Source organism: Streptomyces sp. NBC_00236, from assembly GCF_036195045.1.
Lineage (GTDB): Bacteria > Actinomycetota > Actinomycetes > Streptomycetales > Streptomycetaceae > Streptomyces.
The window spans coordinates 3,782,624-3,798,366 of sequence record NZ_CP108100.1; the positions used below are offsets into that span (position 1 = coordinate 3,782,624).

12 protein-coding genes are annotated in these 15,743 nt (G+C 69.3%); 7 read left to right on the top strand and 5 right to left on the bottom strand.

Annotated features, from left to right (window positions below; genetic code table 11):
* Positions 1–140 precede the first annotated feature (140 nt).
* Positions 141–965: an oxidoreductase gene (locus tag OG446_RS16930; protein WP_328894834.1), complete on the bottom strand. Its 825-nt coding sequence runs from the start codon at positions 963–965 to the stop codon at positions 141–143.
* Between the two features lie 102 nt (positions 966–1,067).
* On the opposite strand from OG446_RS16930, the gene OG446_RS16935 reads away from it, so the two are divergent.
* Positions 1,068–2,063, top strand: coding sequence for an ATP-binding protein (locus OG446_RS16935; RefSeq protein ID WP_328894835.1), 996 nt, complete (start codon positions 1,068–1,070; stop codon positions 2,061–2,063).
* A 455-nt stretch (positions 2,064–2,518) separates the two neighbouring features.
* Here the strand turns inward: OG446_RS16935 and OG446_RS16940 are convergent, their stop codons facing one another.
* Complete coding sequence (locus OG446_RS16940) at positions 2,519–3,844, bottom strand: hypothetical protein (RefSeq protein ID WP_328894836.1); 1,326 nt, start codon at positions 3,842–3,844, stop codon at positions 2,519–2,521.
* Between the two features lie 284 nt (positions 3,845–4,128).
* On the opposite strand from OG446_RS16940, the gene OG446_RS16945 reads away from it, so the two are divergent.
* The 6 genes from OG446_RS16945 (at position 4,129) to OG446_RS16970 (ending at position 12,744) form a co-directional block, all read left to right on the top strand.
* The gene (locus tag OG446_RS16945; protein WP_328894837.1) at positions 4,129–6,990 is read left to right on the top strand and encodes a bifunctional SulP family inorganic anion transporter/carbonic anhydrase; all 2,862 of its coding nucleotides are present in this window, start codon (positions 4,129–4,131) and stop codon (positions 6,988–6,990) included.
* 183 nt (positions 6,991–7,173) lie between these two features.
* A complete protein-coding gene (gene acs / locus OG446_RS16950; protein WP_328894838.1) occupies positions 7,174–9,171 on the top strand; it encodes an acetate--CoA ligase in 1,998 nt (665 codons plus the stop codon).
* A 223-nt stretch (positions 9,172–9,394) separates the two neighbouring features.
* Positions 9,395–10,801 (top strand): Na+/H+ antiporter NhaA, encoded by a 1,407-nt coding sequence (nhaA, locus tag OG446_RS16955; protein WP_328894839.1) that lies wholly within the window; start codon positions 9,395–9,397, stop codon positions 10,799–10,801.
* A 39-nt stretch (positions 10,802–10,840) separates the two neighbouring features.
* Positions 10,841–11,371 carry a phage holin family protein gene (locus OG446_RS16960; RefSeq protein WP_328894840.1) on the top strand — a complete coding sequence of 177 codons (531 nt, stop codon included), beginning with the start codon at positions 10,841–10,843 and terminating at the stop codon, positions 11,369–11,371.
* Positions 11,368–12,435 carry an alpha/beta fold hydrolase gene (locus tag OG446_RS16965; protein ID WP_328894841.1) on the top strand — a complete coding sequence of 356 codons (1,068 nt, stop codon included), beginning with the start codon at positions 11,368–11,370 and terminating at the stop codon, positions 12,433–12,435. Before OG446_RS16960 ends, OG446_RS16965 begins: the two co-directional genes overlap by 4 nt.
* A 105-nt stretch (positions 12,436–12,540) precedes the next feature.
* Positions 12,541–12,744 carry a hypothetical protein gene (locus tag OG446_RS16970; RefSeq protein ID WP_328894842.1) on the top strand — a complete coding sequence of 68 codons (204 nt, stop codon included), beginning with the start codon at positions 12,541–12,543 and terminating at the stop codon, positions 12,742–12,744.
* 48 nt (positions 12,745–12,792) lie between these two features.
* Here OG446_RS16970 and OG446_RS16975 read toward each other — a convergent pair whose 3' ends face one another.
* From OG446_RS16975 to nth, 3 genes are all read right to left on the bottom strand, one after another.
* Positions 12,793–13,998 carry a MarP family serine protease gene (locus OG446_RS16975; protein ID WP_328894843.1) on the bottom strand — a complete coding sequence of 402 codons (1,206 nt, stop codon included), beginning with the start codon at positions 13,996–13,998 and terminating at the stop codon, positions 12,793–12,795.
* A gap of 89 nt (positions 13,999–14,087) precedes the next feature.
* A complete protein-coding gene (locus tag OG446_RS16980) occupies positions 14,088–14,831 on the bottom strand; it encodes an NUDIX hydrolase (RefSeq protein ID WP_328894844.1) in 744 nt (247 codons plus the stop codon).
* 61 nt (positions 14,832–14,892) lie between these two features.
* On the bottom strand, positions 14,893–15,726 hold the full coding sequence (gene nth, locus OG446_RS16985) for an endonuclease III (protein WP_328894845.1): 834 nt from the start codon (positions 15,724–15,726) through the stop codon (positions 14,893–14,895).
* Between the last annotated feature and the right edge of the window lie 17 nt (positions 15,727–15,743).

Here is a 15,743-nt window from a genome sequence, read left to right on the forward strand (position 1 = left end):
TTGCCACCGGGCGTCAAACAACCCCCACCACGCAAGGCGGGCGCGAAGCGCCGCACCGGCCGGTCAGCCATCACAGCAGCAACCAGCCGCGCCGGCTCCCGTGCCACCGCCCCGCGCCGCCCCCCACGCAGCACTGCGCTTTACGCGGCTCCCCGCTGAAGCGCCTCGCACACGGCGGTCGATTCCCGGACACCCAGTTCCACGGACCGCCCGCAGTGCGCGATCCAGGCGGCCATACCTTCCGGCGTACCCGCCAGGTATCCCTCGAACGCGGCGACGTAAGCGGCCCGCCCCTGCTCTGCGTGACCGACCTCGGCCGGGCAGATCGACTTCGGGTCGAGCCCGCTCCCGATCAGCACGATCCGCTCGGCAGTCCGCGCGACCAGGCCGTTGTACGAGCCGAAGGGGCGCAGCGCCAACAGTTCGCCGTGCACGACAGCGGCCGTCACCAGAGCGGGCGCCGCACTCCCCGAAAGAATGAGTCCGCTGAGCCCTTCGAGCCGCCCCGCGACCTCGCCGGCGCTCGGCAGGGGCGCCTCGATCAGAGGCTCATCCACCGGTTCGTCCGCCAGCCGGGGCCGCCCGACCGCGTCCTCGGGCGCCGCGCCACCTGCCGCCACCAGATGAAGTCGCGCAAGAACTCGCAGAGGCGACTGCCGCCAGATGGAAAGGAGTTGGCCCGCTTCGGCCGTCAGACGCAGGGCCGCACCGATCACGTGCGCCTCGCTGTCAGCACTGAAGTCGGCGCGGCGGCGCACCTCCTCAAGGTTCCAGTCGGCGCCCGAGAGCGCAGCCGAACCCCGGGCGCCACGCAGGGCTGCCTCGGCGGTGACCTCGTTGCTGCGACGCCGCATGACACGGTGCCCATAGACCCGGTCGACGGCCTTGCGTACAGAGTCCACCGCATCGGTCACCCCTGGCAGGGCGCCCAGAGCGGCGAGCGGGTCCGAGGAAGTCGTACTCATAAGTAGCGAGGCTACGCGCCCCTTGCACACCTACCGGCCCAAAGTGGCGTTCTTCACGAACCGTGACAGCGGACCGCAGTCATGCCGCTACCCTAGGTGAACATGAAGATCGCTTTCGTAGGGAAGGGCGGCAGCGGCAAGACCACGCTGTCCTCGCTCTTCATCCGCCACCTTGCCGCCAATGAAGCTCACGTCGTCGCGGTGGACGCCGACATCAACCAGCATCTCGGGGCCGCGCTGGGCCTCGACGAACAGGAAGCGGCGGCACTGCCCGCCATGGGAGCGCAGCTGCCACTGATCAAGGAGTACCTGCGGGGCAGCAATCCCCGCATCGCCTCCGCCGAGACGATGATCAAGACAACGCCGCCGGGCGAAGGATCCCGGCTGCTTCGGGTGTGCGAGGACAACCCCGTCTACGACGCCTGCGCCCGCACCGTCGGGCTCGATGACGGGGACATCCGGCTGATGGTCACGGGCCCGTTCACCGAATCGGACCTGGGGGTGGCCTGCTACCACTCAAAGGTCGGTGCGGTCGAGCTCTGTCTCAACCACCTCGTCGACGGCCCCGAAGAGTACGTGGTGGTCGACATGACCGCCGGTTCGGACTCCTTCGCCTCCGGAATGTTCACCCGGTTCGACATGACGTTCCTGGTCGCAGAACCGACCCGCAAGGGCGTCTCGGTCTACCGCCAGTACAAGGAGTACGCACAGGACTTCGGCGTCGCGCTGAAGGTGGTCGGGAACAAGGTGCAGGGAGAGGACGACCTGGAGTTCCTGCGTGCCGAGGTCGGCGAGGATCTGCTGGTCACCGTCGGCCATTCCGACTGGGTGCGGGCCATGGAAAAGGGTCGTCCCGCCCGCTTCGAGCTGCTGGAGGCGGACAACCGGATGGCCCTGCAGGCCCTGCAGAACGCGGCGGAGGACTCGTACGGGCAGCGCGACTGGGAGCGCTACACGCGGCAGATGGTGCACTTCCACCTGAGGAACGCGGAGAGCTGGGGCAACGAGAAGACGGGGGCCGACCTGGCGGCCCAGGTCGACCCCGCGTTCGTACTCGACGAGCGTTTGGCGCGGGCCGCGGCCGCGCAGCCCGCCTGACCGGCTGCCGCTCCACGGCCCGCCCTCCCGCCTGACCGGCTGCCGCTCCAGGGCTCACGCTTCTCCCAGCCCGCAGAGACAACTCCTGGGAACCCCTGGAGCGGAGCCCCGGGTCAGACCCGGGCTCCGGTCCGACCACGGATCGCCGCCGGACCGTCATCAGTGGGTCCGGCGGCCGAACGGCTTCCCGCAGCCGGTCCGGTGACGGGCCGGCTGCGGGCCGATTCTCCGTGGGCGGTCCAGGGCGTGTTTCGGACGTAGCGCCGTCCGCCCGGAGGGCGGGCTCGGCGGCGCCTGGTGCGTGCGATCGCAAGGCGGAGGGTCGCCCCGATACTGGTTGTATCGGGATGATCCCGACAACGCGGCGAGCAAGGGGGCCTCCCCTGCTCGAGCGAAGCCGAGAGCTCGGGGAAGTGCCAGGCGTCGCCGAGCAGGCGGGACTTCCGAAACACGCCCTAGCGGTCGGCCTGCTTCCCCGCGGACCCGACAGGCTCCTTCGCCTCAGCCCGGCCCTGCTCGTCGCCCTTGACCGGGCTCGCGGATTTGCCGAGGAACGATGCCCAGCCGGCCTTCGGCGCCTTGCCGACCTTCAGCGTGCCGAGCTTGGCGAGCGTGGCCGGATCCTGCGCGTCCAGCCAGTCCGCAAGCTGCCTGAACGACACGCAGCGCACGCCCTCCTTGGTACACACCGTCGCGATCGTCTCCTCGATGGCGCGCATGTACGTGCCACCGTTCCAGGACTCGAAGTGGTTGCCGATGATCAGCGGGGCACGGTTCCCGTCGTAGGAGCGGTCGAAGGCCTGGAGCAGACCGTCGCGCATCTGATCGCCCCAGTACTCGTGCTGGTCCGGATCACCCTGTGTCGTGCCGGACTGGTTGAACATGAAGTTGTAGTCCATCGACAGGGTTTCGAACTCGCGCCCGGGCACCGGGACAAGCTGCATCGAGAGGTCCCAGATGCCGTCCTTCTTCTTCGGCCAGACCTGGTCGTTGACTCCGCTGGAGTCATAGCGGAAGCCCATCGAGCGTGCCGCCGCGACCATGTTCTTCTGCCCCTCCAGGCAGGGAGTCCGTCCGCCGATCAGCTCCTTGTCGTAGTCGAAGGGCAGTGACTTCTCGTCCTTGAGGTCCGGATCGTTGCTCTTCCAGCCCTTCACGAACGACTTGGCCTGGCGGATCTCGCTCTTCCACTCATCCACCGACCAGGTGCCGACGCCACCGTCCTTGCCGCAGAAATGGCCGTTGAAGTGAGTGCCGATCTCGTTGCCGTCCAGCCAGGCACCGCGGACCTGGGCCAGGGTGTCCCTGATGCCCCCGGTGTCGTTGAAGCCGATGTCCGAGCTGCCCACGTTGTGCTTGGGCGGGTCGTAGAGCTCGCGCTTCGCCTCCGGCAGCAGGTACACGCCGCTGAGGAAGTACGTCATGCTCGCGTGATACTTCTTCCCCACCTCGCGAAAGTGCGAGAAGAGCCGCTGGCTGTCCTCCCCTGCCCCGTCCCAGGAGAACACCACGAACTGCGGAGGCTTCTGACCGGGCGCCAGACGGCGCACGGCCGGCTGCTTCGGCTGGGCACCCGTGAAGGCGGTCGACCCATCACCGATGACACGGACCGCGCTCCGGGGGGCCGCTTCGGCCGCCTTCTTCTTCGCCCCTGCGGCGCCGTTCGCGGCACCGGGTCCGGAGCCGCCAGGGCCGGAGCCCGCCCCGGAGCAGCCAGCCACTCCCGCGACCAGCGCAACGGCCATGACACCCAAGGCGAACCTCTTCGCGGCGGCCATCATCCGCCCACCCTCTTCCTTGCAGGAAACTTGCGCTGAAGTGCCGAGACGGCGAGGCCAAAGTCGCACGCACTGCACACAAATTCGGGCGACAGGCCGCATGAAAAGCTGCTTATTCACTGGAACGGGTGCTTCAATGGCCCATTTACCCCTAATCCTGGACACAGATCTTTACTCTCCATTACGATCTGTTTACCGAGAGTTGAGATATCCCGCCGCTGCACGCCGTGACCCACGGCCGCGTCCCCACGTTCCGCGACCGCGCTGCCCCGGAGGAGACGGGAAACATGTCTGCCTGCGTCCCCACTCGTCATGACCACTCATCCCGCAGTTCGCGCCCTCCCCGATCCTCGGGAGTCAAGCGACCGCACAGCCCGCCACCGCCGCACCGCGGCGGACGATTCCGCATCGCGGGTGCCGACCTGTCCGCATCGATCACCGTCTTCCTGCTGGCCATCCCCATGTCGCTCGGCCTGGCCGTCGCCATGGACGCGCCACTGGAAGCGGGCCTCATCTCCGCCGCAGTCGGCGGCATCGTCGCCGGCCTGCTCGGCGGAACCCCTTTGCAGGTCTCCGGGCCGTCCGCCGGACTGACCGTGGTGACAGCCGAGTTGATCCAGATCTACGGCTGGCGCACCACCTGCGCGATCACCATCGGTGCAGGCCTTCTTCAGATCGTGCTGGGCTCACTGCGGGCCGCGCGCAGCGCACTGGCCGTCAGTCCCGCCATCGTCCACGGGACGCTCGCCGGCATCGGTGTGGCGATCGCGCTCGCCCAACTGCACATCGTGCTCGGCGGCTCGCCTCAGAGCTCAGCTGTCTCCAACGCCCTTCATCTGCCTGCCCAGTTGGAGCGGGCGGGCCCGGCGGCACCGTTGATCGGCGGGCTCACCATCGCCGTCCTGGTGCTCTGGCCTCGGATTCCGGGACGCGCCGGACGGAAGGTGCGGCGGGTCCCGGCAGCCTTGGCCTCGGTCGCCATGGCGACTGCGGTGGCCGCTCTCGCAGCCCCTTCGATCGCCCGGGTGGACCTGCCGTCCTGGCGCTCGCACGCCCTGCCGGAAATGCCTCAGGGACCGTTGCTCGGTCTCGCCACAGCCGTATTCACGATGATGCTGGTGGCCAGTCTGGAATCCCTGCTCGCCGCCGTCGCGGTGGACAAGCTGGCTGCGGACCGGAGCCGCGAGCAGTCGGCGGGGCCCGCCGCCGGAAGCGAAGACATCCGGACCGGCGAGCCGGCGGCCGATGCCCCGGACGGGTCCCCCGCCGCGGCCGCACCCCCGGTCAAACGCTCCGATCTCGATCGCGAACTCCGCGCGCAGGGCATCGCCAACACCATCTCCGGTCTGCTCGGCGGGCTGGCGGTCTCCGGTGGCGCGGTGCGCAGTTCGGCGAACGTACGGGCCGGAGCGACCGGGCGCGCCTCCACAGTGCTGCACGGCGTCTGGGTCCTGCTCGCCACCGGGTTCCTGGTCACCGCACTGGAATGGATCCCGCTGGCCGCCCTCGGTGCGCTCGTGATGGTGGTCGGCATCCAGATGGTGAACTTCGCACACATCCGCAACGTCCACAGGCACCGGGAATTCCTGGTGTACGGCGCGACAATCACCGGGGTGCTGCTCTTCGGCGTACTCAAGGGCGTGGCGATCGGGATCGCCGTGGCGGTGGCCGTCGCCCTGCACCGGCTGGCCCGGACACGGATTACGTCCTCCGACCACGATGGACAGCATCTGGTGGTCGTGCGAGGGCAGTTGACGTTCCTTGCGGTGCCCCGTCTCAGCAGAGCACTGGGCCAACTGCCGCAGGATGCGGACGTGGTCGTCGAGTTGGACGGCTTCTTCATGGATCACGCGGCGTACGAGCTGATCCATGACTGGAGCAACGCCCATGCCGCCCACGGCGGCCGGGTCGCCTTCACCGGCCGCTCCGGGGGCAGAATCGCCGAGCCGGCCTCTGCGGCACACTCCTGCTGCCGACCCTGGACGCCCTGGCGCAATCACCACTGCCACGACGGACCCGAGCACGTGCCCGTCACCGCTACGGGTAGCCGCGCACACCCCCGTATGAGCACGGAGCCGAGCATGCCGACGCCGGCAGCTGCGGCTGTGACTGCCGCTGCACCTGCGACTGCACCTGCACCTGCACCTGCGGTGACGACTGAGACCAAGGCCCTTTCCGTCCACCCCACGACCGAGACACCGGAAGCCGCGCAACCACCCGCGCGTCCGGATCACCACGCGTCGGACACGGGCGGGACGCGGCCCAGCCCCTTCCCCGCCCCGGAGGCACTCGGCCACGCAGAAGCAGACGCCGGCCCCTCACTGGATCACGCCGGTCACTTCACGCCCGATCATCGGTCCGCACGACCGCTGCCGACCGGCAGCCAGCGGCTGGTCAGCGGTCTCAGCTCGTTCCAGCGCAACACGGCGCCGCTGGTCCGCGAGGAGCTGGCGAGACTGGCCAGGGAGGGGCAACGCCCTTCTCAGTTGTTCATCACCTGCGCGGACTCCCGGCTCGTCACGAGCATGATCACGGCAAGCGGGCCCGGCGATCTGTTCACCGTCCGCAACATCGGCAATCTCGTCCCACCGTCCGACTCCGAGACCGGCGACCATTCGGTCGGTGCGGCCATCGAGTACGCGGTGGACGTGCTGGGGGTCGAGTCCATCACCATCTGCGGGCACTCCGGCTGCGGTGCGATGAACGCGCTGCTCAGCACCCGGCCGGAAGGTTCTGAGACCGCCCTCTGGCGCTGGCTCCGGCACGGGCTCCCCAGCCTGGAGCGCATGGCCTCGCGCGACCGGCCCTGGGCGCGGATCTCCGGCCGGATGCCCGCCGACGCGGTGGAGCAGCTCTGCCTCACCAACATCGTCCAGCAACTGGACCATCTACGGGCCCATCCGTCTGTGGCACGCCGCCTCACCGAGGGCACCCTCCAGCTCCACGGCATGTACTTCCACGTGGCCGAGGCACAGTCGTATCTGCTGACAGAGGGCGCCAGTGCCGGCAACGGGCTCGACGAGGTCTTCGACCCGGTCAGCGCGTCTCCTCCATCCCCGTCACCATCACCCTCCTCGTCGCCTTTCTCCGGCCCCTTGCCTGCGCATGCGTCAGCTGATCCGGCCGAGTTGGCGCGTACCGGCGCCTGAACCACCTGGCCCCCAGGTCCGTGAGACCTTGTGGTCCCGCTTCCGCACACCCGCACCCCACCCACGCACGACGTGCACCACCACCCCCGCCGCGGAAGCGGGATCATGTCTCCATACACGAAGACACAGGTCTAAACCAATTCCCGGCAGGCACTTGTCACCCGGCCCCTGGCCTGATGAGCTATGCCCCGGGACACAACGGACACCCTGGGACTGGGAGATGTCGTGAGCAACGAAAGCTTGGCCAATCTGCTTCGTGAGGAGCGGCGGTTCGCACCGCCTGCCGATCTGGCCGCGAACGCCAACGTCACAGCGGAGGCGTACGAGCAGGCCAAGGCGGACCGGCTGGGCTTCTGGGCCGAGCAGGCCCGCCGCCTGACCTGGGCCACCGAGCCGACCGAGACGCTCGACTGGAGCAACCCGCCCTTCGCGAAGTGGTTCGCGGACGGCGAGCTCAACGTGGCGTACAACTGCGTGGACCGTCACGTCGAGGCGGGCAACGGCGACCGGGTCGCCATCCACTTCGAGGGCGAGCCCGGCGACAGCCGTGCCATCACCTACGCGGAACTGAAGGACGAGGTCTCCCGCGCCGCGAACGCGCTGACCGAGCTCGGTGTCGGCAAGGGCGACCGCGTCGCCGTCTACCTCCCGATGATCCCCGAGGCCGCCGTCGCGATGCTGGCCTGCGCCCGCATCGGTGCCGCGCACTCGGTCGTCTTCGGCGGCTTCTCCGCCGACGCCATCGCCGCCCGCATCCAGGACGCGGACGCGAAGGTCGTCATCACCTCCGACGGCGGCTACCGCCGCGGCAAGCCCTCCGCGCTCAAGCCCGCGGTCGACGACGCCGTCTCCCGTATCGAGAGCGTCGAGCACGTCCTCGTCGTCCGCCGCACCGGTCAGGACACCGCGTGGAACGAGGGACGCGACGTCTGGTGGCACGAGATCACCGCCCGCCAGTCCACCGAGCACACCCCCGAGGCGTTCGAGGCCGAGCAGCCGCTGTTCATCCTGTACACCTCGGGCACCACCGGGAAGCCCAAGGGCATCCTGCACACCTCCGGCGGCTACCTCACACAGGCCGCGTACACCCACCACGCCGTCTTCGACCTCAAGCCCGAGACCGACGTCTACTGGTGCACCGCCGACATCGGCTGGGTGACCGGCCACTCGTACATCGTCTACGGCCCGCTGGCCAACGGCGCGACGCAGGTCATGTACGAGGGCACGCCCGACACCCCGCACCAGGGGCGCTTCTGGGAGATCGTCCAGAAGTACGGCGTCACGATCCTCTACACCGCGCCGACCGCGATCCGCACGTTCATGAAGTGGGGAGACGACATCCCCGCCAAGTTCGACCTGAGCAGCCTCAGGGTCCTGGGTTCGGTCGGTGAGCCGATCAACCCCGAGGCGTGGATGTGGTACCGCAAGCACATCGGCGCCGACAAGTGCCCGATCGTGGACACCTGGTGGCAGACGGAGACGGGCGCGATGATGATCTCGCCGCTGCCCGGGGTCACGGAGACCAAGCCGGGAAGCGCCCAGCGCGCCCTGCCGGGCGTCAGTGCCACCGTCGTCGACGACGAGGCGCGTGAGGTCCCGGACGGCGGAGGCGGCTACCTCGTCCTCACCGAGCCGTGGCCCTCCATGCTGCGCACCATCTGGCGTGACGACCAGCGCTTCCTCGACACCTACTGGTCGCGCTTCGAGGGCAAGTACTTCGCGGGCGACGGCGCCAAGAAGGACGAGGACGGCGACATCTGGCTCCTGGGCCGGGTCGACGACGTCATGCTCGTGTCCGGGCACAACATCTCGACCACCGAGGTCGAGTCCGCGCTCGTGTCGCACCCGGCAGTCGCCGAGGCCGCCGTCGTCGGCGCCGCCGACGAGACGACCGGTCAGGCCATCGTCGCGTTCGTGATCCTGCGGGGTACCGCGACCAACTCCGACGAACTGGTCGCGGAGCTGCGCAACCATGTCGGCACCACGCTCGGCCCGATCGCCAAGCCCAAGCGGATCATGCCGGTCGCCGAACTGCCCAAGACCCGCTCCGGCAAGATCATGCGCCGCCTCCTCCGCGACGTCGCCGAGAACCGCGCCCTGGGAGACGTCACCACACTGACCGACTCCTCGGTCATGGACCTCATCCAGACCCAGCTTCCGTCCGCCTCGTCCGAGGACTGACAGCCCGCAAGCAGCGCACGCCCCGAAGGGCATCCGGCCAACGCGCCGGATGCCCTTCGGGCATTTAGGGTGACGATCACCGGTCACCGCCCCGCGCACCCCGGGTACAGTGGCAGCTGATCAAAAAAACGATAAGAAATCTCCACAGGGTGTGCCGGGAAGTCTGGTCGGCAAGTGCATCAACCATGCCGTCGCTGCCGTACCGACCCGGAGGTCTCCCCCCGTGGCCACGCCCACCCCCGCACCCCCTTCTCCTCGCCGCCCCTTCCTGGGCCGTCTGCCGCTCCCCGAGCGGAACTACCTCACCAACGCCCTGCGCACGGAGACGGTCGGCGGAGTCATACTCCTGGTCGCAGCCGTGGCAGCCCTCGTCTGGGCGAACACCTTCGGATCGAGCTACTCGAGCGTCAGCCACTTCCACTTCGGGCCCGGGGTCCTCGGCCTCCATCTGTCCGTGGCGCACTGGGCGGCCGACGGACTGCTCGCCGTCTTCTTCTTCGTCGCGGGAGTCGAACTCAAGCGCGAACTCGTCGCGGGAGAACTGCGCGACCCCAAGGCGGCCGCGCTCCCGGTCGTCGCCGCCCTGTGCGGCATGGCGGTACCGGCCCTCGTCTACACGCTCGTGACGGTGGTCGGCGACGGCTCCACCGGCGGCTGGGCCGTCCCCACGGCCACCGACATCGCCTTCGCGCTCGCCGTCCTCGCCGTCATCGGCACCTCGCTGCCCGCCGCGCTCCGCGCGTTCCTGCTGACCCTCGCCGTGGTCGACGACCTCTTCGCGATCCTGATCATCGCGGTCTTCTTCACCGAGAACATCGACTTCGTCGCACTGATCGGCGCCTTCGCCGGCCTCGCCGTCTTCTACCTCCTGCTGCGCTTCGACGTCCGCGGCTGGTACGTCTACGTCCCGCTCGCCCTGGTCATCTGGGGACTGATGTACAACAGCGGCATCCACGCCACCATCGCCGGTGTCGCCATGGGCCTGATGCTGCGCTGCACCCGGCGCGAGGGGGAGGAGCACTCCCCCGGCGAACGCATCGAACACCTGGTCCGCCCCCTGTCGGCCGGTCTCGCCGTACCGCTGTTCGCGCTCTTCTCCGCCGGGGTCTCCCTCTCCGGCGGCGCACTGGCCGGGGTGTTCACCCGGCCCGAAACTCTCGGTGTCGTCCTCGGGCTCGTCGTCGGCAAGACAATCGGCATCTTCGGCGGTACGTGGCTGGCCACCCGGTTCACCAGGGCGGAGCTGAACAAGGACCTGGCCTGGGCCGATGTCTTCGCCGTCGCCGCACTCGCCGGCATCGGCTTCACCGTCTCGCTGCTGATCGGGGAGCTCGCCTTCGCCGGCGACGACGACATGATCAACGAGATCAAGGCGTCGGTTCTCATCGGTTCCCTGATTGCCGCCGTAGTCTCCGGTGTACTGCTCAAACTGCGGGTACGCAGATACCGGGCGCTGTTCGACGCGGAGGAACTCGACGAGGACGCGTCCGGGATTCCGGACATCTACGAACAGGACGATCCGGAGTACCACCTGCGGATGGCCGCGCTCTACGAGAAGAAGGCGGCCGAGCACCGCCGCCTTGCCCAAGTGGCGGGGGCAGCGAGCAGCAAGCCGGACAGTCCGGCATGATCTGACATCGGATGTGTTGAACAGGAGAGGGAGTCAGGGATGAGCGACCCCGGCAATTACGCGGGCAGCGCCGACCGCAGTCTCGGCCAGCTGGTCGCCTCGGCGACGGCCGAACTGTCGGCGCTGGTGCACGACGAGATCGCCCTGGCCAAGGCCGAGGTGCGGCAGGACGTCAAGCGTGGCGTCATCGGCAGCGTGGCGTTCATCGTCACGGGTGTGCTGATTCTGTTCGCGATCCCGGTACTGAGCTTCGCGGCCGCGTACGGAATCCACAACCTGGGACTCGGCCTGGCCTGGTCGTTCCTGATCGTGGGCAGTGCGTTCATTCTGCTGGGAGTCCTGCTCGCCCTCTTCGGCCTTGCCAAGTTCAAGAAGGTCAAGCCGCCGGAGAAGTCCATCGCCTCGGCGAAGCAGACCGCCGCCGTCCTTCAGGGGGTCAAGCCGCACCCGCGTCCGAGCGTCGGCGCGGACGCCATCCTGCCGGTGGGCGGCAGCACACTTGCGGACAAGGCCATCGAGAACCGTCCGGTCCAGGACAAGGCGTCTGCTGTGGCACGCTCATCTACATGACGGTCCCCGATTCCAGCGCATTTCGCCCTGTGAGCCCGGTGAGCCCGGAAGACCGGGCCGGCCACGAGAAGCCGGCCGGTCCGTCGGGCCACACCCCCGGCCCGGCCGCCCCCGCTCCCGGCGGTCCAACGGGCCCCGCGTCCGCGGCGGGCGGTCCCGTCCGCCTCGACGGCCCCTGGACCCATCGGGACGTCGCGGCCAACGGTGCCCGCTTCCACATCGCCGAAATGGGCGAAGGCCCGCTGGTCCTGCTCCTGCACGGTTTCCCGCAGTTCTGGTGGACCTGGCGCCACCAGCTTCCGGCACTCGCCGACGCGGGCTTCCGCGCCGTGGCGATGGACCTGCGCGGGGTGGGTGGCAGTGACCGGACGCCCCGCGGCTACGACCCCGCCAACCTGGCTCTCGACATCACCGGCGTGATCCGCTCGCTCGGCGAACCGGACGCCGCGCTGGTCGGCCATGACATGGGTGGCTACCTGGCCTGGACGGCCGCGGTGATGCGTCCCAAGCTGGTGCGCCGGCTGGTGGTCTCCTCGATGCCGCATCCGCGCCGGTGGCGCTCCTCGATGCTCTCCGACTTCGCCCAGTCCCGTGCCGGCTCGTACATCTGGGGCTTTCAGCGGCCCTGGGTGCCTGAGCGTCAGCTCGTGGCGGACGACGCGGCGTTGGTGGGACGGCTGATCCACGAGTGGGCGGGCCCGGGAACCGCGGACTTCCCGGACGACGCCGCGGTGGGCGTGTACCGGCGTGCCATGTCCATCCCGTCGACCGCGCACTGCTCGATCGAGCCCTACCGCTGGATGGTCCGCTCGCTGGCGCGGCCGGACGGAATCCAGTTCAACCGGCGCATGAAGCGGCCGGTGCGGGTGCCGACCCTGCATCTGCACGGCTCACTCGATCCGGCGGTCCGCACCCGTAGTTCGGCGGGGTCCGGCGAGTACGTCGAGGCGCCGTACCGTTGGCGACTTTTCGACGGTCTGGGTCACTTCCCCCATGAGGAGGATCCGGCCGGGTTCTCGGCCGAACTCATCAACTGGCTCAAGGATTCCGAGCCCGACCGCTAGCCGACGGGCACACATGTCCGACGAACAGCCACTTGCCTGCCGCATAGGCCAATTGGCTGGCGGATGGGCGGTTACCGACCACGTGTCACGGGCAGACGTCCGGGTATGGGCTGGACGCACGACTTCGGTGACGCAGCACGCAATCGTCGCTCGACCGCCACGGCGGCACCGGGCACTCATGAGGGGGGCGGCCCCCAGGGCCGGGTGCACGCTATGCATGTTCTGCATGATCCCCGGCTCGGCATTCCGCGCATCCTCCGCCGCCGGGCCCGCTGGGTCTCGGCGCGGCTGCGCCACCCGCGCGGATGATCCGCGGTCCCGCCACCCCGCAGGCGGGACCTACGGCCCACACAACTCCTAGAGCGCGCACCCCTGGCTGTCGACCTGCTGGTTGGCGGTACGGCCCTGCGTGATGTCCTCGCGGATCTCGTCGGCCGTGAGGGCGTAACCGGTGTCGGGGTCGTCGAGCGATTTGGCGAAGACGACTCCGTACACCTTGCCGTCGGGCGTCAGCAGCGGGCCGCCGGAGTTGCCCTGACGGACCGTCGTGTAGAGCGAGTAGACATCGCGGCGGACGGTGCCGCGGTGGTAGATGTCGGGCCCGTTCGCGTCGATACGGGCCCGGACACGCGCGGAGCGCACGTCGTACGAGCCGTTCTCCGGGAACCCCGCGACGATCGCGCTGTTCCCGGTCGCGGCGTCGTGGTCGGTGTCGGTGAACCGCAGCGGCTTCGCGTCAAGGTCCGGCACGTCGAGTACGGCGATGTCGCGCTGCCAGTCGTAGAGGACGACCTTCGCGTCGTACAGCCGTCCCTGGCCGCCGATCTGCACGGTCGGTTCGTCGACGCCGCCGACGACGTGGGCGTTGGTCATCACCCGGCGGTCGGAGAAGACGAAGCCGGTGCCTTCGAGGACCTTGCCGCAGCTCGGGGCCGTACCGACGACCTTGACGATCGACTCCTTGGCGCGGGCCGCCACGGGGCTGCCGGCCAGAGCCGGGTCGGGGGCCCTGACCTCGGTGATGGGCTCGTTGGCGAACGGGCTGAAGACCTGCGGGAAGCCGTTCTGCGCGAGGACCGAGGAGAAGTCCGTGAACCAGGTGGAGGCCTGGGGCGGCATCACCCGGGAGATGCCGAGCAGAACGGAGGAGCTGCGGACCTCCTTGCCCAGCGTCGGCAGGGACGTACCGGCCAGCGCGGAACCGATCAGCCAGGCCACCAGCAGCATCGCGACGACGTTGACGAGGGAGCCGCCGGTCGCGTCGAGGGCGCGCGCGGGCGACCACGTGATGTACCGGCGGAGTTTGTTCCCCAGGTGGGTGGTGAAGGCCTGGCCCACCGAGGCGCACACGATCACGATGACGACCGCCACGATGGCCGCGGTCGACGAGACCTCCGAGCCGTCCGTCACCTGGTCCCACAGGACGGGAAGCAGATAGACGGCGACGAGACCGCCGCCCAGGAACCCGATCACCGACAGAATGCCGACGACGAACCCCTGGCGGTAGCCGATGACTGCGAACCACACGGCGCCGGCCAGCAGCAGGATGTCCAGCACGTTCACCGTCTATTGCCTCGCAGATTCGTCACCGGGCCCGTACGTCTCCCCCGTGGCCGGGAAGGGCCCGGCGGCGGAGCTCGGGAGTCAGCCTGTCATGCGCGCCAGTCGAGCGGCACCTGCTTGGCCCTGTCCCAGGGGCGCTCCCAGCCCGCGAAGTGCAGAATCCGGTCGATCACCCCTGCCGTGAACCCCCATACGAGTGCGGATTCGACCAGAAATGCCGGGCCGCGGTGGCCGCTCGGGTGGCGCGTGGTCACCCGGTTGGCCGGATCCGTGAGATCCGCCACGGGCACCGTAAAGACCCGGGCGGTCTCGGCCGGGTCGACGACCCCGACCGGGCTGGGCGAACGCCACCAGCCGAGGACGGGAGTCACGACGAAACTGCTCACGGGGATGTAGAGCCGCGGCAGCACACCGAAGATCTGCACCCCGTGCGGATCGAGGCCGGTCTCCTCCTCCGCCTCGCGCAGCGCGGCCCGGAGCGGCCCCGTCGTCTCCTGGTCACCGTCGGCCGGATCCAGCGAGCCGCCGGGGAAGGAGGGCTGGCCCGGATGGGAACGCAGGCTTCCGGCGCGCTCCATCAGGAGCAGTTCCGGCCCGTGTGCGCCCTCGCCGAACAGGACGAGCACCGCGGACTGCCGCCCGGCGCCGCTCGCGGGCGGCAGGAAGCGGCTGAGCTGCTGCGGCTCGACGGTCCGCGCGGCTCGGGCGACTGGTTCCAGCCAGTCGGGCAGGCCCTCGGTCGTGACGTCGATCGCGGCGTGGCCGGCGATTTCGTCGTCGGCGTCCCGTGCAGCGGCGGCGGCCGCGTCCGTGCTGTGTTCATGCGTCTTCATAGGCACCCCTCGTTTCACAACGCCTGTCCTCACGCATTTCGTTCCGGAGCGCCTCGCCGGGTCAGCCTGCGCCCAGCGCGGGGGCGGGGCTGCCCGGGTAGTCCGACGGCGGTTTCAGCCGCTGGCCCGGCTGACCGCCCATCTCGTACTTCAGCAGCTTCCTGGCCTTCTCGGGGTCCGTCTCGCCCTCCCCGTACGAAGGACAGAGCGGGGCGACCGGACAGGCACCGCAGGCGGGACGGCGGGCGTGGCAGACGCGGCGGCCGTGGAAGACGACGCGATGGGAGAGCATCGTCCATTCACTCCTGGGGAAGATCGTCGCGATCTCCGCCTCGACCTTCTCCGGATCCTCCTGCTCGGTCCACTTCCAGCGGCGGACCAGCCGGCCGAAGTGCGTGTCGACGGTGATGCCAGGGACACCGAAGGCGTTGCCGAGGACGACGTTGGCCGTCTTGCGGCCGACCCCGGGCAGGGTCACGAGATCGGCGAGGCGTCCCGGCACCTCGCCGCCGAAGCGGTCCCGGAGAGCGACGGAGAGGCCTATGAGCGACTTGGTCTTGGCCCGGAAGAAGCCCGTCGGCCGGATGATCTCTTCCATCTCCTCCGGGACGGCCATCGCCATGTCCTCCGGAGTCGGGTACTTCGCGAACAGCGCCGGCGTCGTCTGGTTCACCCTCAGGTCCGTCGTCTGCGCCGACAGCACGGTGGCCACCAGCAGCTCGAACGGCGACTCGAAGTCCAGCTCCGGGTGTGCGTACGGATACGTCTCCGCCAGGACCCGGTTGATCTTCCGCGCACGCCGCACCATCGCCAGGCGCGACTCCGGTTTCCCCGGCTTCACCGCCGCCTTCACCACCGGTTCGGCCGCGGGCTTGCGGACCTTGCTCTCTGCCATGCCAGAAGGCTACGCCG

What these genes read in the sequence shown, in the direction of transcription:
- OG446_RS16930 (WP_328894834.1), bottom strand. Translation starts at nt 965, where the DNA reads ATGAGTACGACTTCCTCGGACCCGCTCGCCGCTCTGGGCGCCCTGCCA.
- OG446_RS16935 (WP_328894835.1), top strand. Translation starts at nt 1,068, where the DNA reads ATGAAGATCGCTTTCGTAGGGAAGGGCGGCAGCGGCAAGACCACGCTG.
- OG446_RS16940 (WP_328894836.1), bottom strand. Translation starts at nt 3,844, where the DNA reads ATGATGGCCGCCGCGAAGAGGTTCGCCTTGGGTGTCATGGCCGTTGCG.
- OG446_RS16945 (WP_328894837.1), top strand. Translation starts at nt 4,129, where the DNA reads ATGTCTGCCTGCGTCCCCACTCGTCATGACCACTCATCCCGCAGTTCG.
- acs (WP_328894838.1), top strand. Translation starts at nt 7,174, where the DNA reads ATGCCCCGGGACACAACGGACACCCTGGGACTGGGAGATGTCGTGAGC.
- OG446_RS16960 (WP_328894840.1), top strand. Translation starts at nt 10,841, where the DNA reads ATGAGCGACCCCGGCAATTACGCGGGCAGCGCCGACCGCAGTCTCGGC.
- OG446_RS16965 (WP_328894841.1), top strand. Translation starts at nt 11,368, where the DNA reads ATGACGGTCCCCGATTCCAGCGCATTTCGCCCTGTGAGCCCGGTGAGC.
- OG446_RS16970 (WP_328894842.1), top strand. Translation starts at nt 12,541, where the DNA reads ATGGGCTGGACGCACGACTTCGGTGACGCAGCACGCAATCGTCGCTCG.
- OG446_RS16980 (WP_328894844.1), bottom strand. Translation starts at nt 14,831, where the DNA reads ATGAAGACGCATGAACACAGCACGGACGCGGCCGCCGCCGCTGCACGG.
- nth (WP_328894845.1), bottom strand. Translation starts at nt 15,726, where the DNA reads ATGGCAGAGAGCAAGGTCCGCAAGCCCGCGGCCGAACCGGTGGTGAAG.